This window comes from Aeromonas sp. ASNIH2 (genome assembly GCF_002934795.1).
Taxonomy (GTDB): domain Bacteria; phylum Pseudomonadota; class Gammaproteobacteria; order Enterobacterales; family Aeromonadaceae; genus Aeromonas; species Aeromonas caviae.
In genome coordinates this window covers 1,335,837-1,362,344 of sequence record NZ_CP026406.1, presented here as the reverse complement: position 1 = coordinate 1,362,344, position 26,508 = coordinate 1,335,837, and the positions used below count along the sequence as shown (strand labels likewise).

The window sequence follows — 26,508 nt, the reverse complement described above, 5'->3', positions numbered from 1 at the left end:
TGCCCCATTCACAGGAGGTTGATTGACCATGGCTAAATCCATTCCGGTACTGGAGGGCGTCACCGCCAGCCGCCAGATCCCTCTGCAGGAGACGTCTCTCGAGATCTGGGACAGCAAGTATCGTCTCAAGAGCAAGGATGGCGCCCCCATCGACGGAACCATCGACGAGACCTACCAGCGTGTCGCTCGCGCGCTGGCTGCGCAGGAGCGCGAACCCGACACCTGGTATGAACCCTTCCTGTGGGCCCTGCGCAATGGTGCCATTCCGGCGGGCCGTATCACCTCCAACGCCGGGGCGTTTGAGCACAAGCCGGCGACCTCCACCATCAACTGCACCGTCTCCGGCACCATTGAGGATTCGATGGACGATATCCTCGGCAAGGTGCACGAGGCGGGGCTGACCCTGAAGGCGGGCTGCGGCATCGGTTACGACTTCTCGACCCTGCGACCGCGCGGAGCTTTCGTTTCGGGAGCGGGAGCCTATACCTCCGGGCCGCTCTCCTTCATGGATATCTACGACAAGATGTGCTTTACCGTCTCCTCTGCCGGTGGCCGTCGTGGCGCCCAGATGGGCACCATGGATATCCGTCACCCCGATGTCGTCGAGTTCATCCAGGCCAAGCGGGAGGATGGTCGCCTGCGTCAATTCAACCTCTCCCTGCTCATCACGGAAGAGTTCGTCAGTGCGGTGAAGGAGGATGCTCCCTGGCAACTGATCTTCCCCTACACCGCCAAGGAGGTGGAGCAGGATGGCATCACGCTGGATGACCCTGCGAGGGTGGTCTGGGCGGACTGGCCCAACAAGGAGGGTGTGGTGATCAACGAGCTGGGTCAGGTGGCCTGCAAGGTCTACAAGACCCTGCCCGCGCGCAAGCTGTGGAACGTCATCATGACCTCTACCTACGACTATGCGGAGCCCGGTTTCATCCTGATCGACAAGGTGAACCAGATGAACAACAACTGGTTCTGCGAAGAGATCCGTGCCACCAACCCCTGCGGTGAACAGCCTCTGCCGCCCTATGGGGCCTGCCTGCTGGGCTCGGTCAACCTGACCACCTTCGTGCGCGATCCCTTCACCGAGCAGGCCGCCTTCGACTGGCCCGCGTTTCGCAAGGTGGTGGCCATCTTCACCCGCATGCTCGACAACGTGGTGGAGATAAACCAGCTGCCGCTGGCCAAGCAGCGCGAGGAGATCACCGCCAAGCGTCGCCACGGCATGGGCTTCCTGGGGCTGGGCTCGACCCTCACCATGCTGCGCATCAAGTACGGCTCTGCGGCCTCCGTCGCCTTCACCGAACAGGTCTCCCAGGAGCTGGCGATGACCGGCTGGCAGGAGTCTCTGCGTCTGGCGAAGGAGAAGGGGCCGGCCCCCATCATGGAGCAGGAGTTCGAAGTCACCGGCAAGATGCTGCGTCTGCGCCCGGAAATGGCGGCAGATGGCATCAAGCTCGGCGACAAGGTGAAGGGCAAGGTGTTGCATGCCCGCTACAGCCGCTATATGCAGCAGGTGGCCGAGGTGGATCCCGCTCTGGTAGCCGAGCTGGCCGAGGTGGGCGGACGCTTCACCCATCACAGCAGCATAGCGCCGACCGGTACCATCTCCCTGTCGCTCGCCAACAACGCCAGCAACGGTATCGAGCCGAGCTTTGCCCACCACTACAGCCGCAATGTCATCAAACCGGGCAAGAAGAGCAAGGAGAGCGTGGATGTCTACTCCTTCGAGCTGCTGGCCTATCGCGAGCTGGTGAACCCGGCCGCCATGCCCTATGCCGAGGAGGAAGGTAGCCGCCTGCCGGATTACTTCATCACCGCGGACGACATCACGCCGACCGGGCACGTGTATATCCAGGCGGCGGCCCAGCGCTGGATTGACTCCTCCATCTCCAAGACCGCCAACGTGCCGACCGATTTTCCGTTCGAGCAGTTCAAGGATATCTACCTCTATGCCTCGGACTCCGGCCTCAAGGGCTGTACCACCTTCCGCTTCAACCCGGCCGCCTTCCAGGGCGTGCTGGTGAAGGAGAAGGATCTGGAGAACACCAGTTACGAGTTTACCCTGGAAGATGGCACCGTCATCACGGCGAAGGGGAACGAGGAGATCGAATACGATGGCGAGCTGCACACCGCCGCCAACCTCTATGACGCCTTGAAAGAAGGCTATTACGGCAAGTTCTGAGGACGAGACATGGTCAAGAAGATCGACAGAAAAATCGTCGCCTACAAGGTAAAAACCCGGGATGAGCCGCAAGATGCGCCGACGCCCCAGGATGACGTGGTGCACATGCATGAAACCGTGCTGCGCCCGGAACGGTTGATGGGCACCACCTACAAGCTGAAGACGCCGGAGCACGTCTCCGAGCACTCGCTGTTCATCACCATCAACGACATCATTCTCAACGAGGGCACGGTGCACGAGACCCGGCGCCCGTTCGAGATCTTCATCAACTCCAAGAGCCTGGAGCACTATCAGTGGATAGTGGCGCTGACCCGCATCATCTCGGCGGTGTTTCGCAAGGGAGGGGACGTCACCTTTCTGGTGGAGGAGTTGCGCTCCGTGTTCGATCCCAAGGGGGGCTACTGGAACAAGGGCAAGTACGTGCCTTCGCTCATCGCCGAAATTGGCAACGTGATCGAAACCCATCTCACCGAGATCGGCATGCTCAAGGTGCCCGGGCTGGACGAGCACCAGCAGGCGTTCCTGGCCGAGAAGCAGGCGCAATTGCAGGCACAGCAGCAGGCAGAAGAGCAGCCGGCGGGCAGCGGTTTCCCACCCAGTGCCGCGCTCTGCTACAAGTGCCACACCAAGGCGCTGGTGCAAAAGGATGGCTGCATGACCTGTCTCAATTGCGGGGATTCCAAGTGCGGTTGAGGGGCTGATTGCCACCAAAGGCCGGCGACATGCCGGCCTTTTCGTTGCTGATTTTATGTTCGAACGACGCCCATGATGGCAGCGATTTGTTGCGCACCGGTAAATTCGGGCGTAGCGTTGGGGGTAATAAAACTGTCACGGCCGTGTGGTTTCAATGACATCTGAGATTCACACACGTGGCACCTTCAGTGCCAAGGAGGATGCTTATGGACAACACGGACCGAAAGCTGTTTATCCTGGATACCAACGTTCTGCTTCACGAACCCCTCGCCATCTACTCCTTCAAAGAGCACGACGTGCTCATCCCCATGACGGTGCTCGAAGAGCTCGACAACATCAAGGATCGCCAGAAGGACGTCAGCCGTGATGCCCGTATCGCCATCCGTGCCCTGGAAGATGTCTTCCGCGATGCGACTCCGGAGCAGATAGTGCAAGGAGTGGCGCTGGCCGGCGAGGCGAGCGGCCATATCTCCATCTTCAGCGACCACCATCTGCCCCAGGATGCCGAGGTGTTCACCGACAAGGAGGCGGACAACCGCATCATCAACGCCGCCCTCTACCTGCAAAAGCACGAGATGAAGCGTCAGGTGGTGCTGGTCACCAAAGACATCAACATGCGCCTCAAGGCCAAGGGGGCTGGCCTTGCCCATGTGGAGGATTACCGCAGCGACCAGCTCATCGACGACATCCGCCTGCTCGCCAAGGGCTTCCAGGTGGTGCCTGGCAGCTTCTGGGAGCGGGTCGGCGAGTGCGACAGCGAAACCCATGGCCGCGATACGGTCCACGTTATCGATGCCAACCTGCTGGAGGGAGTCCACGTCAACCAGTACCTCCTGGACGAGGAGAACTTCTTTGCCGCGCGGGTGCTGAGCCACGACGGCAACAAGATCCGCCTGAAAGATCTCGGCCGCGAGCGGCTGATGTCCCGCAAGGCCTGGGGAGTGCATCCCAAGAACGTCTATCAGGGCATGGCGCTGGATGCCCTGCTGGATCCGCACATCGACCTGGTGATCCTGACCGGCCCGGCGGGCTGCGGCAAGACCCTGCTCGCCATGGCGGCGGCGCTGGAGCTGGTGATCGAGAAGGGGATCTACGAGAAGGTGATCGTCACCCGCAATACCCCGGAAATTGCCGAGAGCATCGGCTTCCTGCCCGGGACCGAAGAAGAGAAGATGATGCCCTGGCTGGCGGCGGTGACCGACACCCTGGAGGTGCTGCACAAGCAGGACGAGAACATGAGCGGGTCCCTCAGCTACATCATGGAGAAGGCCAACATCCAGTTCAAATCGGTCAACTTCATGCGCGGGCGCAGCATCCAGAACACCTTCGTGCTGCTGGACGAGTGCCAGAACCTGACCGCGTCCCAGATCAAGACCATCATCACCCGCTGCGGGGAGGGGACCAAGATCGTCTGCTCCGGCAACCTGGCTCAGATCGACTCCAACTACCTGAGCCCGGTGACCTCGGGTCTGACCTACATCGTCGAGCGGTTCAAGGATTTCGACGGCAGTGCCAACATCTTCCTGAACGGGGTGGTGCGCAGCCGGCTGGCTTCGTTCGCCGAGGAAAATCTCTGATTTGACGTGACCTCTGCATGAGAAGGGGGAAGCCGGACGGCTTCCCCTTTTTTGATCCCGCCTATCTCATGCCTCTCTCGGTCGGCCCAGGTAGCGCAGCAGCCCGGGGTGATCGCTGCTGTGCAGGATATCCGGCTTGCCCTGCAAGGCGATGCGTCCCGCGTCGATGAAGAGCACCTGATCGGCGATGAGCTGGGCATCGTCGGGGTTGTGAGAGACCATCAGCACGGTGATGCCCTGCTCGCAGGCGAGGCGGGCGACCTCCGCCAGCATCTCCCGCCGCAGGGCCGGATCGAGGGCCGAGAAGGGCTCGTCCAGCAGCAGCAGCGGCCTGCCCCGCACCAGGGCGCGGGCCAGCCCCACTCGCTGCTGCTGGCCGCCGGAGAGCTGCTCCGGCAGGCGCGTCAGCATCTCCCCCAGGCCCACCTTGTCAGCGGCCTCCTGCACCTGCCTTTTCTGGGCCGGATTCAAGCGCAGGCCGGGATGCAGGCCGATGGCGATGTTGTCGAACACCGACAGGTGCAGGAAGAGGTTGTGATCCTGGAACAGGGTGGTGACCGGGCGCTCGGCGGGGCCCAGTGACAGCAGATCCTGGCCGTCGAAGGTGAGGGTGCCCGACTCCACCGGCACGAAGCCCGCGATCATGCCTAGCAGGGTGGACTTGCCGGCGCCGCTCGGACCGATGAGGGCGGTGATCTCCCCCTTGGGCAAGGTCGCACTGAAGGTCACCTGCCAGTCGGGATAACTGGTGACCAGTTCCTCAATTACCAGCATGTTTGGCTCCTGAATGTCGTTTTATAGAACAACAAGTAAGAAAAATTGATGAAAGGCAGCGTGAGTGACTGCCCCAAGGGGCGCCCCAGGGGCGTGCCCGGCCGGATCCTAGGGGCTGGGGGGCGGCAATGCCGCCGGGGATCAGTGATCCACATGTCTGCCTCCCAGTCCCCGCTCCACCAGCCAGAACAGGGAGAAGCAGAGGGTGAGCAGCAGCAGGGCGGTGGCGGCCGCCTCGGTCAGCCGGTAGCTACCGAGCTGCTGATAGAGCAGCCAGGGCAGGGTGGTGAGGGTCTGGCTGCCGAACATGGCGATGGCCCCGAGATCCCCGAGGGACAATATCATCGAGAGAGCCATGGCCAGGGCCAGCGGGCGGCGCAGCAGGGGCCACTCCACCAGGCGCAGGCGATGCAGGCCGCGCACTCCCAGGCTGTCCGCCAGCCGATCGTACTGGCGCACCACCAGTTGCATGGGGGCCGAGAGGGTGCGCAGCACATAGGGCAGCGCCATCAGGGCGTTGACCAACACCACCAGCCAGGGGCCCAGGGCAAAGACGTCGGTGAAGGGCATGAACAGGATGAAGAGGCCGGTGGAGAGCACCACCGCCGGGATCATCAGGATCATGGAGCCGCTGGCCTCCCACAGGGCGGCGGCCCGCCGTTTGCGATCCCGTACCCTCAGGTGCCGGCTGGTGAGCAGCAGCCCGGCGCCCAGCAAAGTGGCCAGGGAGCCCGCCGCCAGGGCTATGCCCAGGGACTGCCCCCCTGCCTGCCACAGTCGGGGTGAGCCGAGCGCCGCCAGCAGACCGGGGTTGAACCCGGCGACCACGATGGCCAGCAGGGGCGGCAGGAAGATGGCGAGCCCCATGGTCAGGGCCAGGCCATCCACCAGCGCGCTGCCCTTCTGGTGCCTGTCGGGACGCAGGCAGGGGCGACGGCTGGTGAGGCGACTGGCCGGGGTGGTCTGCAGCTTGTGTTGCAGCAGGAGCAGGGCCAGGGTCAGCAGCAGTTGCACCAGGGCGAGCCCGCCAGCGGTGGCGAGATCGAAGTCAAAGCGCAGCGCCTGGTAGACAGCCACCTCCAGTGTGGTGGACTTGGGGCCGCCCCCGAGCGCCAGCACTGTGGTGAAGCTGGTGAAGCAGAGCATGAAGATGAGGCTGGCGAGCCCCGGCAAGATGCTGCGGATGAGCGGCCATTCCAGCAGCCGGAAGATGTGGGAGGAGCGCATGCCGAGCTGGCTGGCGAGGCGCCAGGAGGACTCGGGGATGCTCTCTATGCTCTGCAGGATGAGGCGGGCGGCCAGCGGCATGTTGAAGAAGACATGGGCCAGCAGGATGCCGAACAGGCCATAGAGGTAGTTGCCGGGGTCCAGGCCCAGGCCGTGCAGCAGTTGCGGCAGCCAGCCCTGACGACCGTGCACCGCCACCATGCCGAAGATGGCGATGATGACCGGCAGTACCAGGGAGAGGCCGAACAGCTTGAGCAGCAGGCGGCGTCCGGTGAAACGGCGTCGCGCCAGGGCCCTGGCCACCGGGATGGCAAGCCCCAGGCTCAGCAGGGTGGAGAGCAGTGCCTGCCAGAGGCTGAAACCCAGCACGTGGCGCAGGTAGGGATCGCCTAGCAGGGCGCGGGGGGAGAGGGCCCCCGCCTGCCACAACAGGGCGACCAGCGGCCCAATGGAGAGCAGCAGGATGACCAGGGTGGCTGCACTGCCGGGCAGCCACCAGAGGGAACGACGACCTGAACTCACTGGGTAACGGCTTGCAGCCATTCGCGGATCCACCCCTTGCGGTTGGCGGCCACCTCGTCAGAGCTGAAGGTGAGGGGCTTAGCTACAGTGATCATCTGTTCGAACCCCTTGGGCAGCGCCACGTCTGTCACCGGATACATCCAGTTGCCGCCGGGGATCTCGTTCTGGAAGGCGGGGCTCACCATGAATTGCAGGAACTGGTCAGCCAGTTTGCCCTGTGTGGCGCCCTTGAGCTTGGCCGCCACTTCCACCTGGCGGTAGTGACCCTCCTCGAACGCGGCCGCCCGGTACTGGGGCTTGTTTTCGGCGATCAGGTGATAGGCGGGGGAGGTGGTGTAGGAGAGCACCATGTCCGCCTCGCCGTCGAGGAACATGCCGTAGGCCTCTGACCACCCCTTGGTGACGGTGACCGTCTTTTTGGCAAGCGTGGCCCAGGCGGCAGGGGCCTCATCACCGTAGACCGACTTCATCCAGAGCATCAGCCCCTGACCCGGGGTGGAGGTGCGGGGATCCTGATAGATCACCTTGATATCGGGGCGCGCCACCAGCTCCTTCAGGCTCTTGGGGGGCTGCTTGAGCTTGTTGCTGTCATAGACGAAGGCGAAGTAGCCGTAGTCATAGGGGACAAAGGTGTCATCCTGCCAGCCACCCGGCACCTTGAGGTCATCGAGCCTGGTGGAATGGGGGGCGAACAGGCCGCTCTGTTTGGCCTCGCTGATGAGGGCATCGTCCAGCCCCAGCACCATGTCGGCCTTGCTGTGCTGGCCTTCCAGCCGCAGCCGGTTGAGGATGGCGACGCCATCCTCGAGGGGCACCAGATTGAGGGTGCAGCCGCACTCCTTCTCGAAGGCTTGCTTGATCTTGGGGCCCGGCCCCCATTCGGCGGCGAAGGAGCCGTAGGTGTAGACGGTGAGGGTGTCGGCGGCAAACGCCTGGGCAGAGAGCAGGCTGGTGGCGATCAGCAGCAGGGTCTTCATCAATGGCACTCCTGTGGATGTCGGGGTGCTCATCAATGGCACCTCGCGTGTGGTGAGCGCCGGCGGATGAGGGCACAAAAAACGCGCGCCATGCCTCAAATTCCTCCGCCAGCATTATCTGGATCAGGTTCACGGGTATAATCTCAGCGGTAAACCGCACCCCGTTTGAGCAACGCATCGCATTGTATTGGCGTTCTTGGGGGGAGGCCAGCACTATGTTTCACGGGCCGCATCGTGCGAGCCACCACCAAGGAGGAAGTCCCCAGTGATCACCAGCACCAAGGAAAGACGTGCCTTCCAGCGCATGGTCATCAATGCCCCCGTCACCCTGTTCCAGCATCAGCAGGTGCTGGAGGGGGTCTGCCGGGATCTCAGCGCCAACGGCATGGGCGTTGAGGTGAACAAGCACGCGTTCGATCTGGCCCAGCCCATCCGGGTGAGCCTGGCGACCAGCAGCAATCTTCTGCCTCCCTTCGAGGCCCAGGCCCGCATCGTGCGGGTGCTGGAGGAAGAAGACGGTCTCCTGCTGGCACTGGAGTTTCTCTCCCTCACCTGAGACCCGGGCGCCCGTCCTCCTCGAGACAGGCCAGCCATGGGCTGGCCTGTCTCATTTCCCCTCATCCTGCAACGGCTGCACGCTCAACTGGCCGCTGTCGACCAGCGTCTTGCTGGTGGGCGCGAGCTGGCCCATGGGCAGCTGGGCCGGGCCGGTCGGCTCCATCAGGAGGTAGGTCTCCCCCGCCCGGCTCAAGGTGGCCTCCCCCGGTTTGGCTGGCAGGGCCACCCCCAGCAGGGCGTGTCCCGGCACGAACACCATGGCCTGCTTGAGATCGGGATACCCCTGGGCCAGCAGGGCGGCCATCAGGGTCACCTTGCTGTCGCAATCCCCCCGGTTCTGCTCCAGCACCTGGCGCGGGCTCAGAAACCCCTTGCCAGAGCGGCCCGACTGGCTGTCGAGCAGTTGATAGGGGATGGCCTGGATGAAGTCGAGCATGTGGGCCACCGTCTTCTGGCGCGCCTCGGTCTCGGTGGCCCCTTCCTGCTTGAGCTGCTCCATCAACGGGGCCAGTTCGTCCCGGCTCTCCAGGGCGATGCGCACATGATCCTGCTTGATGGCGGGAGCGCCGTCGGGGGCAGTGAAGGGCTGGAAGTAGTGTTGCGTGAGCCAGGCAGCCTCCAGTTTGGCCTGCTCGGGCTTGACCCATTGGGAGGCTTCCCGCGCCTTGTCGGCGTTGCGGCTCTTGATGCTGAGGCTCATGGCGGGGCGCACGAGGGAGAACTGCACCTCGGGGAACGCCAGGGGGGCCTGTTGCAGCAGGCTCTGCAGTACGTCTTCCTGCATCCTGGCCGGACGGTAAGCGATGAGAGGGGGCAACTTGCCCGCCTCCAGCCGGTAGCTGAGCTGCTGCGCCTTGCCCTCTCTGTCCTGCCAGCCGACGTTGAGCTGACCGCCACTGTTGGTGAAAGAGGTCTGCCCGCCCAGGGCCGGGAGGCTGAGCAGCAGGCAGAGCAATGAAAGGGCGCCCCTTGCGGACATAGGTGTCTCCTGTCGGACATGCAGAGGTGGCGGGCTTTGTACAGCGACCCGACAATAAAACAGGGAGCCTCGGCTCCCTGTTGATTCTACTCGCTTTCTTGTCGCAGGCTCGTCAAATCCAGCTTGGCTGCTTCGCCTCGAAGGCGCTGATGGCGGCCTCATGCTGCAGGGTCAGACCGATGGCATCCAGCCCGTTGAGCAGACAGTAGCGACGGAACTCGTCGATTTCGAAGCCAAACGTGAGGCTGCCTGCACGCACCTGGTTCGCCTCCAGATCCACTTCGATCTCGATGCCCGGCTGGGCGGCGACCAGCTGGAACAGGGCGTCGACCTCCTCCTCCTTCAGACGAACCGGCACCATGCCGTTGTTGATGGCGTTGCCGTAGAAGATGTCGGCAAAGCTCGGGGCGATCATGGTCTTGAAGCCGTAGTCCGCCAGCGCCCAGGGGGCGTGCTCGCGACTCGAGCCGCAGCCGAAGTTCTCGCGGGCCAGCAGGATGCTGGCACCGGCGAATTGCGGTTTGTTCAGCACGAACTCCGGGTTGGGCTGCTCCCCTGCATCGTCCAGGAAGCGCCAGTCGTGGAACAGGTGCTTGCCAAAGCCGATGCGGTTCACCTTCTGCAGGAACTGCTTGGGAATGATGGCGTCGGTGTCGACGTTGGCGCTGTCGAGGGGAACGACGATCCCTTTATGCTGTTTGAATCCTGTCATCGCTGTTTCCTCTTACAGTGCGCGAATGTCGGCGAAGCGGCCGGTGACGGCGGCGGCGGCGGCCATGGCCGGGCTCACCAGGTGGGTGCGACCGGCACGACCCTGACGCCCCTCGAAGTTGCGGTTGCTGGTGGAGGCGCAGCGCTCCCCCGGTTGCAGCCGGTCGTTGTTCATGGCCAGACACATGGAGCAGCCGGGCAAACGCCACTCAAAGCCTGCCTCGATGAAGATCTTGTCCAGCCCCTCGGCCTCGGCCTGGGCCTTCACCTGCTCGGAGCCCGGCACCACCAGGGCCTGTACCCCGGCGGCGACCTTGCGGCCACGGGCGATGGCGGCGGCCGCGCGCAGATCCTCGATGCGGCTGTTGGTGCACGAACCGATGAACACCTTGTCGATGGCCACGTCGGAGAGCTTCTGGCCCGGTTGCAGGTCCATGTAGGCGAGGGCCTTGCGGGCGGACTGCTGCTCCACCGGATCGGCGAAGGATTCCGGTGCAGGGATGGGCTCATTGACGGCAATCACCTGGCCCGGGTTGGTTCCCCAGGTCACTTGCGGGGCGATGTCGGCTGCGTCGAGCACCACTTCGGCGTCGAAGTGGGCACCTTCGTCGCTTTTGAGGGTCAGCCAGTAGGCGATGGCCTGTTCCAGCGCTTCCCCCTTGGGAGCGAACTCCTTGCCACGGATGTAGTCGATGGTGGTCTGGTCGGGGGCAATCATACCCGCTTTGGCGCCGAGCTCGATGGCCATGTTGCACACCGTCATGCGCCCTTCCATGGTGAGCCCCTCGATGGCTTCACCGGCGAACTCCACCACGTAGCCGGTCCCGCCTGCGTGACCCACCTTGCCGATGATGGCGAGCACCACGTCTTTGGCGCTGATGCCTGCGGCCAGTTTGCCGTTGACAGAGATACGCATGGTCTTGGCGCGGCCCTGTTTCAGGGTCTGGGTGGCCATCACGTGTTCCACTTCGGAGGTGCCGATACCGAATGCGAGCGACCCGAAGGCGCCGTGGGTGGCGGTGTGGGAGTCACCGCAGACGATGGTAGTGCCGGGCAATGTGATACCGAGCTCCGGGCCCATCACGTGGACGATGCCCTGGTACTTGTGGTTCAAGTCATAGAGACGAACCCCGAACGCCTTGCAGTTGGCGGCGAGTGTCTCCATCTGGATGCGGGCCATCTCGCCGGAGGCGGCGATGTCCTTGGTGGTGGTGGAGACGTTGTGATCCATGGTGGCCCAGGTCAGATCCGGGCGACGCAGCTGGCGGTTCATGGCGCGCAGGCCGTCGAATGCCTGGGGGCTGGTCACTTCATGCACCAGATGACGGTCGATGTAGATGAGAGGGGTTTCCCCTTCCACTTCCCGCACCACGTGGGCGTCGAACACTTTCTGATAGAGGGTCTTGGACATTGCTCGGTTTCCTTGTTATCGATGCCGTGGGATCAGATGCGCGCGGCGATCTGGCTGCCCATGTCGGCCGTGCTCTGCACCGGGTGCGTGGCGCTGGCCTGATGCAGGTCGGCGGTGAAATAGCCTTCTGCCAGGGTCTGGGCCACGGCCTGCTCGATGGCCTGGGCGGCGGCTTCCTGGCCGAGACTGTAACGCAGCATCAGGGCGGCGGAGAGGATCTGGGCGATGGGATTCGCAATCCCCTTGCCGGCGATATCCGGGGCCGAGCCACCGGCCGGCTCGAACAGGCCGAAGCCGGATTCGTTGAGGCTGGCTGAGGGGAGCAGGCCCATGGAGCCGGTGATCATGGCGCACTCGTCGGAGAGGATGTCACCGAACAGGTTGGAGCAGAGCAGCACGTCGAACTGGGACGGATCCTTGATGAGCTGCATGGTGGCGTTGTCGATGTACATGTGGTTCAGGGCCACGTCCGGGTAGGACTTGGCGACCTCGGTCACCACCTCGCGCCACAGGATGGAGGAGGCGAGCACGTTGGCCTTGTCGATGGAGGTGACCCTGGCCTTGCGCACTCGGGCCGATTCAAACGCTATCTTGGCGATGCGCTCGATCTCGAAGCGGTGGTACACCTCGGTGTCGAAGGCCTTCTCGGTGGCGCCTTCCCCTTCACGCCCCTTGGGCTGGCCGAAATAGATGCCGCCGGTCAGCTCGCGCACGCAGGCAATGTCAAAACCGCGATCGGAGATGTCGGCACGCAGCGGGGAGAACTGCTCCAGACCGGTGTAGATGCGAGCCGGGCGCAGGTTGCAGAACAGTTTGAAGTGGGCACGCAGGGGCAGCAGGGCACCGCGTTCCGGCTGATCGTTGGGCGGCAGGTGTTCCCACTTGGGGCCACCGACCGATCCGAACAGCACCGCATCGGCCGCTTCGCAGCCTTTGATCGTGCTCTGGGGCAGCGGTGTGCCGTGGTTGTCGATGGCGATGCCGCCGACGTCGTGACGGTCATAGTCGAGGGAGAAGCCGAATTTGGTCTGCACCTTTTCCAGTACCTTGATGGCCTCTGCCATCACTTCCGGGCCAATGCCGTCACCCGGCAATACTGCGATCCGATAACTGCTCATACTCTCTCCGTCTTGATAGTGTGATTCCGTTTCATCCGGGAGGCCGGTCCGGGCCACTGCCCTGGCCCCGGTCCTCCCCATGTCATGTTGTCATCTTGTCCGGCGGCGGGCTCAGACGGTTTCCGATTTGATGGTGTGGTTGCGCTCCATCTGCTCGGCCACCTGATCCGCGCGCCAGATGCTGTTGATCACGTGGACCAGGGCCTGGGCCGAGGATTCGATGATGTCGGTGGCCAGCCCCATGCCGTGGAACTTGCGCCCCTTGTACTCGGCGACGATGTCCACCTGGCCGAGGGCGTTCTTGCCCTCGCCCTTGCCCTTGAGTTCGTATTTGTCGATGCGGATCTCGTAGCCGGTGATGCGGTTGATGCACTGGTAGACCGCATCCACCGGGCCGTTGCCGGTGGCGGCCTCGCACACCAGATCCTGGCCTACCTTGAGCTTGACCGAGGCGGTGGCGAGCACCGAGCTGCCGCTCTGCACGCCGAGGTACTCCAGCTTGAAGTGCTCGGGCTCCTCGTGGATCTGGCTGAAGAAGGCGAGGGCCTCCAGATCGTAGTCGAACACCTGGCCCTTCTTGTCTGCCAGGGTGAGGAACTTGGCGTAGAGATCGTCGAGGTCGTAGCTGCTCTCGGCGTAGCCCATGGACTCCATCCGGTGCTTGATGACGTGGCGGCCGGAGCGGGAGGTCATGTTGAGGTTGTTCTGGGTGAGACCGATGCTCTCGGGGGTGATGATTTCATAGGTGTTCTTCGCCTTGAGCACCCCGTCCTGGTGGATGCCTGAGCTGTGGGAGAAGGCGTTGGCGCCGACGATGGCCTTGTTGGGCTGCACCGGCATGTTGCAGATTTGACTGACGAGGGTGCTGGTGCGATGGATCTCGCTGTGGCGAATGTTGGTGTGTACCCCGAGCAGGTCGGCGCGGGTCTTCAGGATCATCGCCACCTCTTCGAGTGAGCAGTTGCCAGCACGCTCGCCGATGCCGTTGATGGTGCACTCGATCTGGCGGGCCCCCATCTGCACGGCACTGATGGAGTTGGCCACCGAGAGGCCCAGATCGTCGTGGCAGTGCACCGAGATGATGGCCTTGTCGATGTTGGGTACCCGGTTGAACAGGGTGTGGATGATGCCGGAGAATTCGGTCGGCACCGTGTAGCCCACGGTATCCGGGATATTGATGGTGCGGGCGCCGGCCTTGATGGCGGCTTCCACCATGCGGCACAGGTTGTCTATCGGGGTGCGGCCCGCATCTTCGCAGGAGAACTCCACGTCATCGGTGTAGCGCAAGGCGTGCTTGATGGCGCCGACCCCCATCTCCAGCACGTCTTCGAAGCTCTTTTTCAGCTTGCTCTCCACGTGGATGGAGGAGGTGGAGATGAAGGTATGGATGCGAAATGCCTCTGCCACTTTCAAGGCTTCGCCGGCGGCATCGATGTCTTTTTGCAGGGCGCGAGCCAGGGCGCAGACCCGGCTGTTCTTGATGTGACGGGCGATGGTCTGAACCGATTGAAAATCGCCGGGGGAGGAGACGGGGAAACCCACTTCCATGATATCGACACCGAGCCGCTCCAGCGCCTGGGCGATCTGCAGCTTCTCCTTGACCGTCAAGCTGGCCGACAGCGCCTGCTCACCATCACGCAAGGTGGTGTCGAATATGATGACCCGATCTGACATGTGACTTCCCTCTTCCTAAGTTCGCTGCGTGCATCCTGCATGGCATAAAAAAACCCGTGCGGGGTGCACGGGTTTCTGTAAATTCCGGCTATGCCTTAGCCCGGCTACAAGGATCCCGCGCGAGGAGTCGCGATTAGGGAGAGCAGTAGTAGCGGAGCGGCAATACGCATGATGTCTCAATCCTTCCAGTCGATAACGCTACTACCAATAACGAGATTTTTATGCTGTGTCAACCGGAATGGACAGGTTCAATCCACTGGTTTATTTAATCGGATTGTAAAGGAGTGCAAATTCTCTTGTCCCATATTCGGTTCATGCCTGATTATCTGGTCATTCCTGCTGTACTCGATCACCCGCACAATCAGATCGACTTATCAGCCCTTGCTGAATTATCTGAGGTATTCCATGGAAAAACGCAGACCTGGCCGTCCAGTCGGACGTTCCGACATTCGTGACAAGCTGCTTGCCGCCGCACGCGAACGTTTTCTCAACACCCCCTACAGCAAGGTGACGACCCGCGAGATTGCCGAGCTGGCAGGCTCCAATCTGGCGATGATCCACTACTACTTCGGCAGCAAGGAAGGCCTCTACAAGGCGGTGCTGGGGGATGTGGCCGAGCCCCTCGAGCAAGCCTGGCACGACGAGAGCAGCAACCGCAGCCTGACCGATCTGCTCAACACCTACTATCAGGTGATGGCGCCCAACAGCGAGCTGACCTCCGCCATCTCCAGCGCATTGTCCACTGAAAAGAGCCCGGGGCGTGATTTTGTGCTGAGCCGCCTGCTGGATCGCCAACTTCCCCAGTTCGATGCCCTGCTCGAATCCATGCGCTCCAACGGCCAGCTGGCGGACAACCTGGACCCCGAGATGCTGAAGATCTCCTTCCTCAGCATGATGTGGCAGCCCTTCGTGATGAAGGATCTCTACGAACAGGTGTTTGGTCTGACGGTGGACGAGCACTTCATGAGCCGCCTCGCGGCCCACAACTGCCGCCTGATGGAAAACGGCCTGCGCGGTGCCCTGAACTGACTTTTTCGGGATGACGGATGAAAAAGGGCCCCTGGGCCCTTTTTTTCATCAATCTGTTATCTGGGCGTCAACGAAGTGTCATGCCGCCCTCCTAGTCTGCACTCAGGATGCAAGGGAGGGCCGTGATGAACAAGATCCAGCAATGGGACCTGCGGGTGTGCCGTGTCTGCCTGCTCCATCCCTACAATCAGCCGCAGGCCAGGATAAGCCGGCTTGTCTCCCGTACCGGTGACGGCCCCCTCTATGCCGTGGCGGCCTGCCTGCTCTGGTGGCAGGGGAGCGCCGGGCAGGAGGCGGTCAGTATGGCGCTCTGGGCGTTTGCCCTCGAGTTGCCGCTCTACCTGCTGCTCAAGAATGCCCTCAAACGCCAGCGCCCGGCAGGGCTGCCTGTCTTCATCACCCCGTCGGATCGTTACAGCCTGCCCTCTGGCCATACCGCGGCCGCCTTTCTGATGGCGACCGTACTGGCCGCCAGTTTCCCGCTCTGGGCACCGCTGCTGTTTGTCTGGGCCGCGCTGGTGGGGGCGTCCCGCCTGCTGCTCGGGGTGCATTATCTGAGTGATCTGGTGGCCGGGGCGCTGCTTGGCGGTGGTTGCGCCCTCTGGGCGCTGGGTTGGAGCCAGGGATGAGGATACTGTTCGGCGTTCAGGGGACCGGCAACGGTCATATCAGTCGTAGCCGGACCCTGGCGCGCGCATTGAAGAGCAGGGGAATGGCGGTGGACTACCTGTTCAGCGGGCGCGCCGCCGACGGTTACTTCGAGATGGGGGAGTTCGGGGATTATCGCACCTTCCCCGGTATCACCTTCGCCAGCCATCAGGGGCGCATCTCGGGCTGGCGTACCCTCAAGGGACTCTCTCCCCTGCGTTTCTGGCAAGATCTGCGTGCCCTCGATTGTCGCGAGTACGATCTGGTCATCAGCGACTTCGAGCCGCTCAGTGCCCATGCAGCTCGCCGCTGGGGCAAACCCAGCCTCACCATCAGCCATCAGGCGAGCTTCGACTGGCCGATCCCGCGCTGGGGGGAGAGCGGCTTCAACCGCCAGCTGATGCGCCATTTTGCGCCGGTACGCCAGTCCCTGGGGCTGCACTGGTTCCATTTCGGCCAGCCCCTGCTGCCTCCCATCGTCGATCCCCTCGAGCCGGTGCCGGACAACCAGCAGATCCTGGTCTATCTGCCATTCGAGCAGACAGAGACGATCGCGGCCCTGTTGTCGCGTTTCAGCACGCAGTCGTTCATCTGCTTCCATCCCGAGGTGCGCAAGCGTAGCGAGTGGCGCAACATCCGCTTTGAACCTCAGGCCAGAGAGGGGTTCAAGCTGGCGCTGGCCGGTTGTCGCGGGGTCATCAGCAATGCGGGATTCGAGCTTGCCTCCGAGGCGCTCTCTTTGGGCAAGAAGCTGCTGGTCAAACCCCTGGGTGGCCAGTTCGAGCAGTTGACCAACGGCAGGACCCTGGAGCTGATGGGGCTGGCCCAGTTGATGGACAGCCTGGATGCCAATGCGGTGCGAAGCTGGCTGGAGGCCCCTTCTCCTGGCAGGGTACGCTATCCCGATGTGGCAGGAGAGCTGGCCGACTGGTTGCTGGACGGGGCCGGGGAGGAGGTGGGGGCGCTCTCCCGCCGCCTCTGGGGCAGGACTCTCTTTCCGGAGGAGGTGTGTGACAGCCTGGGGGAGCTTGCCAGCCGTACCGGCCAGGAGCGTCCCTGGTTATCCCAACTCAGCGCCTTTGACTAAACTGAGTCGATCCCACCACGGAGAGGACGGACACCATGCGCTTTACCAATGAAAACGGCGACACCATGACCCTGGCAGACAATCTCACCCTGCATGAGCTGCTCGACATGGGTGTCAGCATTTCGGTCTGCGAAGAGACGGATCCGGATCAGCAGATCTGGCTGGCAGAACCCGAAGACGAGCAGTGAAACCAGCCAGTTTTTGACGGCCCACCCCCTCGGGGTGGGCCGTTTATTTTGTTCCTCACCGACGCGGGCAGCATGATCCGCTGGTTGTTCCCCCCAGGGCCCCTCTTTGTTGCCCGTCTGGTAGCCAAGTCACTGAATGTTAATAGCTGTTTGAAATTTATGACTGTTATGGCCAGACAAAGCCGTGGACAAGCGTTCACGGGCGGGTTAAGTTGGTTTTTCACCCGCTTTTCGGGTGAATGATGGAAAACCCCTATTTTTCTACTATCGACGGCTCCGAACTCGCCTGATCTGCCTGCAGACAACAACAAGACTCGGATCGGCGCTGCCGGGAAGCAGCGGACTGTCGATAGCTTTCGCTTAACGGAGCAAAGCCTGGAGGGCTTTATCATGGAGATGTTATCAGGCGCCCAGATGGTGGTTAGAGCGCTGGAAGATCAGGGAGTGGAGCACGTTTTCGGCTACCCTGGTGGCTCAGTGCTCGACATCTATGACGCTCTCTTCGAAAACGGCAAGATGGAGCATGTCCTGGTGCGGCATGAGCAGGCCGCAGTGCACATGGCGGACGGTTATGCCCGCTCCACCGGCAAGGTGGGCACTGTGCTGGTGACCTCGGGTCCCGGCGCCACCAACTGCATCACGGGGATCGCCACCGCCTACATGGATTCCATTCCCCTGGTGATCCTGTCCGGCCAGGTGCCGACCAGCATGATCGGGGAGGATGCGTTCCAGGAGACCGACATGATCGGCATCTCCCGCCCGGTGGTGAAGCACAGCTTCCTGTGCAAGAAAGCCAGCGACATTCCCGAGGCCATCAAGAAGGCCTATTACATTGCCGCCAGTGGCCGCCCGGGGCCGGTGGTGGTGGATCTGCCCAAAGACGTGCAGAATCCGAAAGAGAAGTTCCCCTATCAGTATCCCGAGTCCGTTTCCCTGCGCTCCTACAATCCGACCAAGGCCGGACACAAGGGTCAGATCAAGCGGGCTGCCAAGCTGCTGACCGAGGCGAGCCGCCCGGTCATGTACGTGGGTGGCGGCGCCATCAACGCCAATGCGGATCACCTGGTGACCAAGCTGGCGGAGCTGCTGAACCTGCCGGTGACCACCACGCTCATGGGGCTGGGCGCCTTCTCCGGCACCCATCCGCAATTCATCGGCATGCTCGGCATGCACGGTACCTTCGAAGCGAACAAGAGCATGCACAACGCGGATCTCATCTTCGCCGTGGGTGCCCGTTTCGATGATCGCGTGACCAACAACGTAGCCAAGTTCTGCCCCAACGCTACCATAGTCCACATCGACATCGACCCCACCTCCATCTCCAAGACGGTACAGGCCCATGTGCCCATCGTCGGCTCGGTGGAAACCGTGCTGGAACAGATGCTGGAAGTGATCCGCGAGTGCGGCTTTGACAACGACAAGCAGGCGCTGGCGGACTGGTGGGAGCAGATCAACCAGTGGCGTTCCCGCAACTGCCTGGCCTACGAAACCCATCCCACCCTGATCAAGCCGCAGCAGGTCATCGAGACTCTCTACAAGGTGACCAAGGGGGAGGCCTTCGTCGCCTCCGACGTGGGCCAGCACCAGATGTTTGCCGCCCTCTACTACCCGTTTGCCAAACCGCGCCAGTGGATCAACTCCGGCGGTCTCGGCACCATGGGCTTTGGCATTCCCGCCGCCATGGGCGCCCAGTTTGCCAACCCGGAAGCCGTGGTCTGCTGCGTCACCGGCGACGGCTCGGTGCAGATGAACATTCAGGAGCTCTCTACCTGCATGCAGTACGGGGTGCCCATCAAGATCATCTCCATCAACAACCGTGCGCTGGGCATGGTCAAGCAGTGGCAGAAGATGTTCTACGGTGGCCGCCACAGCCACTCCTACATGGAATCCCTGCCTGACTTCGTCAAGCTGGCGGAAGCCTATGGCCACGTCGGCATCGCGGTGAGCGATCCGGCGGAGCTGGAGAGCGCCATGGAGAAGGCTTTTGCCATGAAGGACAGACTGGTGTTCATGGACATCTCGGTCGATCCGGACGAGCACGTCTATCCGATGCAGATCAAATTTGGCGCCATGGACGAGATGTGGCTGAGCAAGACGGAGAGAACCTGATGAGACATATAATTTCCGTTCTGCTGGAGAACGAATCCGGTGCCCTGAGCCGTGTGGTAGGCCTCTTCTCCCAGCGCGGCTACAACATCGAGACCCTGACGGTGGCCCCCACCGAGGATCCCACCCTGTCCCGCATGACCATCGTCACCATGGGGGATGAGCGGGTACTGGAGCAGATCCAGAAGCAGCTGCACAAGCTGGTGGACGTGCTCAAGGTGTGCGATCTCAGCGAAGGGGAGCACATCGAGCGGGAGATCGCGCTGGTCAAGGCGCGCGCCGCCGGTGGTGCCCGTGACGAACTGAAGCGGCTGGCGGACATCTTCCGTGGCCAGATCGTCGACGTCACCCCCGAGCTCTACACGGTGCAGCTCGTCGGGACCAGCGAAAAGCTGGACGCCTTCATCAAGACGGCTGCCCAGACCAACGAGATCATCGAAGTGGTGCGCTCCGGTGTCTGCGGCATCTCCCGGGCGGACAAATCCCTGCGTCCCTGATGTGGCCGGATGTGAAAATAGCTGTTCAAGGGCTCTTCGGAGCCCTTTTTCGTGTCTGGCAGCGTGGGGGCGCCGGTAGGGATGCAGTCCACAGCATCAGGGGGCTATCGAGGGGGTGAAAGAGAAGGGAGAAGGGAGGGGCTTCACCTGTCATTTTCTTTCAAATGATCGGTAAACTATCCACAAAAGCTGTGGAAAACTCTGTAGATTAGCGGTGTGTCTGGCGTTAGTTGCATGATCTTAAAAGGATATTTCAATTTGATCCTGGCTGGATCGCATTTGTGCAATCCCCTGGCGAGGGTGTGAGCGTTTGCTTATCCCTCGTGCCTTGCCAAGGGCGGAACGCGGATCTGTCCGTAGATCCGGACGGGATCCCGACCTGATCTTGCTGATCAACATTTCTGGGCGCGAGCCATAAAAAAACCCGCCTCTCGGCGGGTTTTTCAGTGCATCGGACTGCGGGTCGATTACTCGGCCTGGGCTGCCTGGATGCCGGTCAGGGCGATGGTGTAGACGATGTCGTCCACCAGGGCGCCGCGAGAGAGGTCGTTGACCGGCTTGCGCATGCCTTGCAGCATGGGGCCGATGGAGACCAGCTCGGCGGAGCGCTGTACCGCCTTGTAGGTGGTGTTGCCGGTGTTGAGATCCGGGAACACGAACACGGTGGCCTTGCCGGCAACCGGGGAGTTCGGTGCCTTGGACTTGGCGACGTTCTCCATGATGGCCGCATCGTACTGCAGCGGGCCGTCGATGATGAGGTCGGGACGCTTGGCCTTGGCCAGCTCGGTCGCCTCACGCACCTTCTCCACATCCGCGCCGGCGCCGGAGGTGCCGGTGGAGTAGGAGATCATGGCCACGCGCGGCTCGATGCCGAAGGCGGCAGCGGAGTCGGCGGACTGGATGGCGATCTCGGCCAGCTGCTCGGCGGTGGGATCCGGGTTGATGGCGCAGTCACCGTAGACCAGCACCTGATCCGGCAGCAGCATGAAGAAGATGGAGGAGATCAGGGAAGAGCCCGGGGCGGTCTTGATGATCTGCATCGGCGGACGGATGGTGTTGGCAGTAGTGTGCACGGCGCCGGATACCAGGCCGTCGACCTCGTTGCGCTCCAGCATCATGGTACCCAGTACCACGTTGTCTTCCAGCTGCTCGCGGGCAACCACTTCGGTCATGCCCTTGTTCTTGCGCAGCTCGACCAGACGGGCCACATAGCGCTCGCGCACGGCAACCGGATCGATGATCTCGACGCGGTCGGTCAGGATCACGCCCTGCTGCTCAGCGACGCGGCGGATCTCGTCCGGGTTGCCCAGCAGCACCGGACGGGCGATACCGCGCTCGGCACAGATGGCGGCCGCCTTGATGGTCCGCGGCTCTTCCCCTTCCGGCAGCACGACGCGCTTGTTGGCCTGACGGGCCAGCTCGGTCAGCTGGTAGCGGAAAGCCGGCGGGCTCAGGCGACGGGAACGGGTGGACTTGGCGGAGAGAGACTCGATCCAGTGCTTGTCGATGTGACCAGCAACGTAGTCCTGCACCAGCTCGATACGCTCGCGGTCATCTTCCGGGATGTCGACGTTGAAGTTCTGCAGGCTGACGGCGGTCTGCCAGGTGTTGGTGCCGGTGATCATGATCGGCAGACCGGTGGCCATGGCCTGTTGGCACAGTGCCATCACCTGGGGTTCCGGGTGGTAGTTGCCGGTCAGCAGCAGGGCACCCAGCTTGACGCCGTTCATGGCGGAGAGGCAGGCGGAGACGATGACGTCGGAACGGTCGCCGGAGGTCACCAGCAGGCTGCCCGGACGGAAGTGCTCGATCATGTTGTGGATGGAGCGGGCGCAGAAGGTCACGGTCTGCAGGCGGCGGCTTTCCAGCTCACCCTTGTTGATGATCTTGGCGGCCAGGTGCTTGGCGAGATCCTTGGCGCGCGGTGCGATCAGCTGGGTGTTCCAGGGAATGCAGCCGAGGATGCGCAGCGGACTCTTGCCGAAGACCTGCAGCACTTCCAGGTTGTGGCCGGTATCGGCGCCGTGGTGGTGCGCTTCGAACATCTCGGTCAGGTCGGGACGGGTCACGCCGTGCTCGTCAACCGGGGCACCCACCTTGTTGATGACGCAGCCCACGATGCGCGGGTTGTTGACGCCACCGAAGTTGGAGCAGGCCAGCTCGATGCGCTCTTTGAGCTTCTGGCTGGAGTCGTTGCCCGGATGGGTCACGAACACCATGTCGGCGTCCAGCGCCTTGGCGACGTCGTAGTTCAGCTTGTTGGCAAAGGGTTGCTTGTCGGTCGGAACCAGGCCCTCGATCACCACAACTTCGGCGCCGCTGCTCTTCACGTGCTCTTCGAAGCGGGCCACGATCTCTTCCAGCAGGATGTCGGTGTTGCTGGAGGTGATCATGTTCTCGGCGTAGGAGAGGGCAAACGGCTCGGGCGGGTTGATGTTGGCTGCGGCGCGGATCACGGCGGTGGAGCGCTCGGTACCGGTTTCACCCGGACGCGGCTGGGCGACCGGTTTGAAGAAGCTGACATTGACACCGTGACGTTCCATGGCGCGAACGACGCCAAGACTCACGGAGGTTACGCCGACACCAGTGCCGACCGGGATGAGCATAATAGTGCGTGCCACTTATTACCCCTTGTTCATTTTTTGGGATCAGGAAAAGGCCGCCCTGGGGCGGCCTTGCTCTACAGCTAATTTATGCGCCGACCAGTTCCAGCGCGTCGTGGGCGATGACCCACTCTTCGTTGGTCGGGATAACCAGGGCCTTGGTGGAACCAGCCTTGGTGATCTCGCCGCCCTTGCCGAAGCGAGCCTTCAGGTTGGCGTCGTGGTCGACGTCAAAGCCCAGCAGGCCCAGCTTGTTCAGGGTGATCTCACGGATCGGGGCGGAGTTCTCGCCGATGCCGCCGGTGAAGACCACGGCATCCAGACGACCGTCCATGGCGGCGGCGTAGGCACCGATGTACTTGGCCAGACGGTAGCAGTACACGTCCATGGCGCGCTTGGCTTCTTCCTTGCTGTCGTAGTTGTCTTCAACGAAACGGCAGTCGGAGGTGACTTCGGTCAGACCCTGCAGGCCGGATTCCTTGGTCAGCATGGTGTTGATCTCGGCAACGCTCATGCCCAGCTTGTCGTGCAGGAAGAAGATGATGGCCGGATCGATGTCACCGGAACGGGTACCCATCACCAGGCCTTCCAGCGGGGTCAGGCCCATGGAGGTGTCGACGGACTGGCCGTTCTTGATGGCGCAGACGGAGCCGCCGTTGCCCAGGTGGCAGTTGATGATGTTGAGCTCTTCCACCGGCTTGTTCAGCTGCTTGGCCGCTTCCAGGCTGATGTAGTAGTGGCTGGTGCCGTGGGCGCCGTAGCGACGGATGCCGTTCTCTTTGTAGAGCTTGTACGGCAGGGCGTACAGGAAGGCTTCTTCCGGCATGGTCTGGTGGAAGGCGGTGTCGAACACGGCGACGTTCTTCTCGGCCAGTTCCGGGAAGACCTTCAGGGCGGCACGGATACCGATCAGGTGAGCCGGGTTGTGCAGCGGTGCGTAAGGAATGGCGGCTTCGATGCCGGCAATGACGTCATCACAGATGCGAACGGAGGAGGTGAAACGCTCGCCGCCGTGTACCACGCGGTGGCCGATGGCGATCAGGTTCTTGGACAGTTCCGGGTTGAGCGGCAGGATCTTGTGAACGATGAAGTCCAGCGCTTCCTGGTGAGCGGCACCGGCACCCAGATCAGCGTTGCCTTTCTCGCCGTTCAGCTTCCACTTGATGCGGGCGTCGTCGAGGTTGAAGCATTCGGCCAGGCCGGACAGCAGGTCATCACCGGTGGTTGCGTCAATGACAGCAAACTTCAGGGACGAGCTGCCACAGTTAAGAACAAGAACCAGCTTACTCATGAATAAATCCTATCGCAGATTGGGTTGGGTTGGAGGATGCGCCGGACGCGGTGCGTCCAAAAACTATCAACTTATCCTTATGAGGGTTGGCAATCTGTTGCTTGCCCCTTGTATAGTGATACAAGACCCGAAATTCAGACGTCCCTGACTGGTCAGTGGCCGTGCCCCAGCGTAAAAATGGGCGTACAAAGGATAACCTGATTGTTGAAAAATAACAAAGTCATCCTCAACCTTTGTTATTGCCTCTCAAATATTGTCGAGGTTTTGCCGTTAATGCGTTCGAAAAGAGCTCGGAGGTAGCATGAGCATGAACATTTTTGGAACTAAATTACAGCAAGGCCGTCATTATATGACTCTTTGGCCGCGCCGTCCCGAGCTTAATTCCATGTTCCCGGAGAATCGGGTGATCAAGGCCACCGAATTCGCCCTCAAGGTGATCCCGGCACTGGCGGTGCTCAGCGTCATGGTGCAGTTCCAATTTGGCGAGCTTCATTACTGGCCCTCCGTGATGGCGTCCGTGCTCTTCCTGCTCAGCCTGCCGCTGCAAGGGTACTACTGGCTCGGCCAGCGCGCCGATACCCGGCTGCCCCCCTCCCTCGCCACCTGGTATCGGGAGATAAACGGCAAGATGAACGAGCAAGGGGGCCAGCGTCAGCTGGTGGCCCGTCCCCGCTACGAAGAGCTGGCCGATACCCTCAACGCCGCCTTCAAGCAGCTGGACAAATCCTTCCTCTACGAATGACTTTCCTGAGTCAGACTGACGACAAAGGCGCCCTCAGGCGCCTTTTTCACATTCAGGCGGCCAGCACCTTGCTGATCTCCTGGATGGAGAGCTTGTACTGACGGGGGCACTGACGCCAGACCGCCAGCATGCGCTGGTACTTGTCCCGCATGGCGATGTCGCTGGAGAGCTCATCGCAGGGGCAGGGCAGTTCGGGGAAGCGCTTGTCCACTTCCAGCAGGAAGCAGACGTAATCCGCCAGTTCCCGCTCCTGGCTGCGGCTGTAGCCGTTGAAGGCAAGGCGGCTCTCGTTGACATCGGCCCGGGCGCTGGCATCCAGGTTACCCCAGGAGATGGCCAGTGCATGGTGCAGCTCCAGAGTGTCCAGGACCTCCTGGCAGGTGGCGAGATCCAGATGGCCGAAGCTCTTCTCCAGCTCGAGGATCTGCAGGCAGTAGCCGCGCTCGACGATGGTGCTGGCACGCTGGTAAAACGCCGCCTTTTCCGGATTGAGTTTGGCCAGGATCTCGTACTGGTTGCTCAGGATCAGGCGTTCGGTGTGGCTCATGTTCATGGGCTGTCTCGCTGGAAAATGAATCTGGGGTCACGTTAACCCATATCCAGGATGAATTTTTTGATCTGAGAGGGGAGGTTGGCGAGAAAAGGCGGGAGGAGGCGCCCTGGTGAGCCGCCAGAGAGTGGGGGCTGATGCCGTGGTGAAACGAGCAGGGCCCGCCATGGCGAGCCCTGCAACAATGCCGCTGGTGGCTTACCCCTTGACGAGGTCGAGCACCACCTGATGGTGATCGCTGGTCTTGAACTTGTCGAAGCGATGGGCAACCTTGCCCTCTTCGTCGATGAGGAAACTCAGGCGATGAATGCCGTCATACTCCTTGCCCATGAACTTCTTCGGGCCCCAGACGCCAAAGGCATCGGCCACCGCGTGATCCTCATCGGCCAGCAGGCGGAAGTTGAGGTTGTCGCGCTCCTCGAACTTTTTCAGGCGCTTGGCGCTGTCAGGGCTGATGCCGAGCACCACCACATTGAGGGCAGCCAGCTCGCTATTGACGTCGCGCAGACCGCAGGCCTGGGTGGTGCAACCCGGGGTCATCGCCTTGGGGTAGAAATAGATCAGCACCTTCTTGCCGCGCAGGTCGGCGAGGCGAACCTGATTGCCGTCCTGATCGGAGAGGGAGAAATCGGGGGCCTGGGTACCAGCTTCTAGTGGTGACATGGGGTCTCCTCGGATAAACGCCGTCAGGCGTACTTGTGATTGACGATGAATTCGAACGACTCGGCGCCCAGTCCACGACAGAAATCGGCGAAGGCTGTCTTCGAGCCAGGCTCTTCTCCCTGCTTGGAGAGATTCAACTGAAAGTTCGCCTTGAGCAGGTTGAAGGGCTGCTGTTCCAGGGTGATGGTCTGCATGGCCTGGATGTCCCAGCCGTGATCGCTGAAGAACTGGGTGCACTGACTTACGATGCCCGGCTGATCCCGGATCAGCACCTCTGCGCTGGCGCTGATGTCATATTGCAGGGAATGGTGGCGCTCGGTGCGTTTCATCATGGTGATGAGATCCCACTCCTGGCTGCGCAGTGGGAGGCTGATTTCCAGTTGCATCAGGCTGTTCCAGTCACCGGACAGGAGCATGATGAAGGTGAATTCGTTGCCGAAGATGCCAAGACGGCTGTCGACAATGTTGCAACCGCAGCCACTGACGTGACGGGTCACCTCATTGACGATGCCAGGCCTGTCCGTGCCGATGGCCGTTACGACCAGGTAGTGAGTCATAAATCGTCTCTCGTCCATTATTGAGAATGCGTTGACCGCGGGTGCCAGCACCCTGCCGTGAGGCCTCTTGTGCGCTCGTGCATTCATACGTTTTGTGCCGGATGGTAACACGGCTTGTCCCGTGCCTCCCTTGTTTTTCAAAAGGGGCAG

24 protein-coding genes and 1 riboswitch are annotated in these 26,508 nt (G+C 62.0%); of the genes, 11 read left to right on the top strand and 13 right to left on the bottom strand.

All coding sequences use genetic code 11. The annotated features are described in order from the left end of the window. Positions 1 to 28: 28 nt before the first annotated feature. The 3 genes from C3F36_RS06180 to C3F36_RS06170 all read left to right on the top strand — a co-directional run bounded on the left by C3F36_RS06180 (position 29) and on the right by C3F36_RS06170 (position 4,446). Positions 29 to 2,176: an adenosylcobalamin-dependent ribonucleoside-diphosphate reductase gene (locus tag C3F36_RS06180; protein WP_104456005.1), complete on the top strand. Its 2,148-nt coding sequence runs from the start codon at positions 29 to 31 to the stop codon at positions 2,174 to 2,176. A gap of 9 nt (positions 2,177 to 2,185) precedes the next feature. Continuing rightward, the gene (locus C3F36_RS06175) at positions 2,186 to 2,869 is read left to right on the top strand and encodes a TSCPD domain-containing protein (protein ID WP_010673144.1); all 684 of its coding nucleotides are present in this window, start codon (positions 2,186 to 2,188) and stop codon (positions 2,867 to 2,869) included. Between the two features lie 206 nt (positions 2,870 to 3,075). Beyond that, positions 3,076 to 4,446, top strand: coding sequence for a PhoH family protein (locus tag C3F36_RS06170; protein ID WP_041214576.1), 1,371 nt, complete (start codon positions 3,076 to 3,078; stop codon positions 4,444 to 4,446). 66 nt (positions 4,447 to 4,512) lie between these two features. Here C3F36_RS06170 and thiQ read toward each other — a convergent pair whose 3' ends face one another. From thiQ to thiB, 3 genes are all read right to left on the bottom strand, one after another. Further along, positions 4,513 to 5,220: a thiamine ABC transporter ATP-binding protein gene (gene thiQ / locus C3F36_RS06165; protein WP_104454712.1), complete on the bottom strand. Its 708-nt coding sequence runs from the start codon at positions 5,218 to 5,220 to the stop codon at positions 4,513 to 4,515. A 141-nt stretch (positions 5,221 to 5,361) separates the two neighbouring features. Further along, positions 5,362 to 6,990, bottom strand: coding sequence for a thiamine/thiamine pyrophosphate ABC transporter permease (gene thiP, locus C3F36_RS06160; protein ID WP_010673147.1), 1,629 nt, complete (start codon positions 6,988 to 6,990; stop codon positions 5,362 to 5,364). Beyond that, positions 6,966 to 7,946, bottom strand: a complete 981-nt coding sequence (thiB, locus tag C3F36_RS06155) for a thiamine ABC transporter substrate binding subunit (RefSeq protein WP_104454711.1) — start codon at positions 7,944 to 7,946, stop codon at positions 6,966 to 6,968. Before thiB ends, thiP begins: the two co-directional genes overlap by 25 nt. Positions 7,947 to 8,029: 83 nt before the next feature. Beyond that, positions 8,030 to 8,120: riboswitch (TPP riboswitch) on the bottom strand. 91 nt (positions 8,121 to 8,211) lie between these two features. Here thiB and C3F36_RS06150 point away from each other — a divergent pair. After that, a complete protein-coding gene (locus tag C3F36_RS06150) occupies positions 8,212 to 8,502 on the top strand; it encodes a PilZ domain-containing protein (protein WP_039041182.1) in 291 nt (96 codons plus the stop codon). A gap of 51 nt (positions 8,503 to 8,553) precedes the next feature. On the opposite strand, the gene C3F36_RS06145 is transcribed toward C3F36_RS06150, so the two are convergent. From C3F36_RS06145 to leuA, 5 genes are all read right to left on the bottom strand, one after another. Continuing rightward, a complete protein-coding gene (locus tag C3F36_RS06145; RefSeq protein ID WP_104454710.1) occupies positions 8,554 to 9,483 on the bottom strand; it encodes a hypothetical protein in 930 nt (309 codons plus the stop codon). 112 nt (positions 9,484 to 9,595) lie between these two features. Continuing rightward, positions 9,596 to 10,195 carry a 3-isopropylmalate dehydratase small subunit gene (gene leuD, locus C3F36_RS06140; RefSeq protein WP_039041180.1) on the bottom strand — a complete coding sequence of 200 codons (600 nt, stop codon included), beginning with the start codon at positions 10,193 to 10,195 and terminating at the stop codon, positions 9,596 to 9,598. 12 nt (positions 10,196 to 10,207) lie between these two features. Further along, the gene (leuC, locus tag C3F36_RS06135) at positions 10,208 to 11,605 is read right to left on the bottom strand and encodes a 3-isopropylmalate dehydratase large subunit (protein ID WP_104454709.1); all 1,398 of its coding nucleotides are present in this window, start codon (positions 11,603 to 11,605) and stop codon (positions 10,208 to 10,210) included. Positions 11,606 to 11,637: 32 nt separating this feature from the next. Next, positions 11,638 to 12,723, bottom strand: coding sequence for a 3-isopropylmalate dehydrogenase (leuB, locus tag C3F36_RS06130; RefSeq protein ID WP_041211114.1), 1,086 nt, complete (start codon positions 12,721 to 12,723; stop codon positions 11,638 to 11,640). Positions 12,724 to 12,834: 111 nt separating this feature from the next. Further along, complete coding sequence (leuA, locus tag C3F36_RS06125; protein WP_010673154.1) at positions 12,835 to 14,397, bottom strand: 2-isopropylmalate synthase; 1,563 nt, start codon at positions 14,395 to 14,397, stop codon at positions 12,835 to 12,837. 405 nt (positions 14,398 to 14,802) lie between these two features. Here leuA and C3F36_RS06120 point away from each other — a divergent pair, with 405 nt between their 5' ends. The 6 genes from C3F36_RS06120 (at position 14,803) to ilvN (ending at position 19,952) form a co-directional block, all read left to right on the top strand. Then, complete coding sequence (locus C3F36_RS06120) at positions 14,803 to 15,426, top strand: TetR/AcrR family transcriptional regulator (protein WP_010673155.1); 624 nt, start codon at positions 14,803 to 14,805, stop codon at positions 15,424 to 15,426. A gap of 125 nt (positions 15,427 to 15,551) precedes the next feature. Next, entirely contained in the window at positions 15,552 to 16,055 is a 504-nt protein-coding gene (locus C3F36_RS06115) for a phosphatase PAP2 family protein (protein ID WP_045523800.1), read from the top strand. Further along, entirely contained in the window at positions 16,052 to 17,161 is a 1,110-nt protein-coding gene (locus tag C3F36_RS06110; protein ID WP_104454708.1) for an MJ1255/VC2487 family glycosyltransferase, read from the top strand. Before C3F36_RS06115 ends, C3F36_RS06110 begins: the two co-directional genes overlap by 4 nt. Before the next feature lie 35 nt (positions 17,162 to 17,196). Next, a complete protein-coding gene (locus C3F36_RS06105) occupies positions 17,197 to 17,349 on the top strand; it encodes a hypothetical protein (protein WP_010673158.1) in 153 nt (50 codons plus the stop codon). A 390-nt stretch (positions 17,350 to 17,739) separates the two neighbouring features. Continuing rightward, entirely contained in the window at positions 17,740 to 19,458 is a 1,719-nt protein-coding gene (locus tag C3F36_RS06100; RefSeq protein ID WP_010673159.1) for an acetolactate synthase 3 large subunit, read from the top strand. Continuing rightward, positions 19,458 to 19,952: an acetolactate synthase small subunit gene (gene ilvN, locus C3F36_RS06095; RefSeq protein ID WP_010673160.1), complete on the top strand. Its 495-nt coding sequence runs from the start codon at positions 19,458 to 19,460 to the stop codon at positions 19,950 to 19,952. Before C3F36_RS06100 ends, ilvN begins: the two co-directional genes overlap by 1 nt. 467 nt (positions 19,953 to 20,419) lie before the next feature. On the opposite strand, the gene pta is transcribed toward ilvN, so the two are convergent. Together pta and C3F36_RS06085 are read right to left on the bottom strand one after the other, a co-directional pair. Next, on the bottom strand, positions 20,420 to 22,573 hold the full coding sequence (pta, locus tag C3F36_RS06090) for a phosphate acetyltransferase (protein ID WP_104454707.1): 2,154 nt from the start codon (positions 22,571 to 22,573) through the stop codon (positions 20,420 to 20,422). A gap of 70 nt (positions 22,574 to 22,643) precedes the next feature. Then, positions 22,644 to 23,846, bottom strand: coding sequence for an acetate kinase (locus C3F36_RS06085; RefSeq protein WP_010673162.1), 1,203 nt, complete (start codon positions 23,844 to 23,846; stop codon positions 22,644 to 22,646). Between the two features lie 301 nt (positions 23,847 to 24,147). On the opposite strand from C3F36_RS06085, the gene yfbV reads away from it, so the two are divergent. Next, complete coding sequence (gene yfbV / locus C3F36_RS06080) at positions 24,148 to 24,588, top strand: terminus macrodomain insulation protein YfbV (protein ID WP_029313829.1); 441 nt, start codon at positions 24,148 to 24,150, stop codon at positions 24,586 to 24,588. 52 nt (positions 24,589 to 24,640) lie between these two features. Here yfbV and C3F36_RS06075 read toward each other — a convergent pair whose 3' ends face one another. From C3F36_RS06075 to C3F36_RS06065, 3 genes are all read right to left on the bottom strand, one after another. Further along, complete coding sequence (locus C3F36_RS06075; protein ID WP_039040945.1) at positions 24,641 to 25,141, bottom strand: YfbU family protein; 501 nt, start codon at positions 25,139 to 25,141, stop codon at positions 24,641 to 24,643. A 195-nt stretch (positions 25,142 to 25,336) separates the two neighbouring features. After that, entirely contained in the window at positions 25,337 to 25,801 is a 465-nt protein-coding gene (bcp, locus tag C3F36_RS06070; protein ID WP_010673165.1) for a thioredoxin-dependent thiol peroxidase, read from the bottom strand. 23 nt (positions 25,802 to 25,824) lie between these two features. Continuing rightward, positions 25,825 to 26,358: a glycine cleavage system protein R gene (locus C3F36_RS06065; protein WP_010673166.1), complete on the bottom strand. Its 534-nt coding sequence runs from the start codon at positions 26,356 to 26,358 to the stop codon at positions 25,825 to 25,827. Between the last annotated feature and the right edge of the window lie 150 nt (positions 26,359 to 26,508).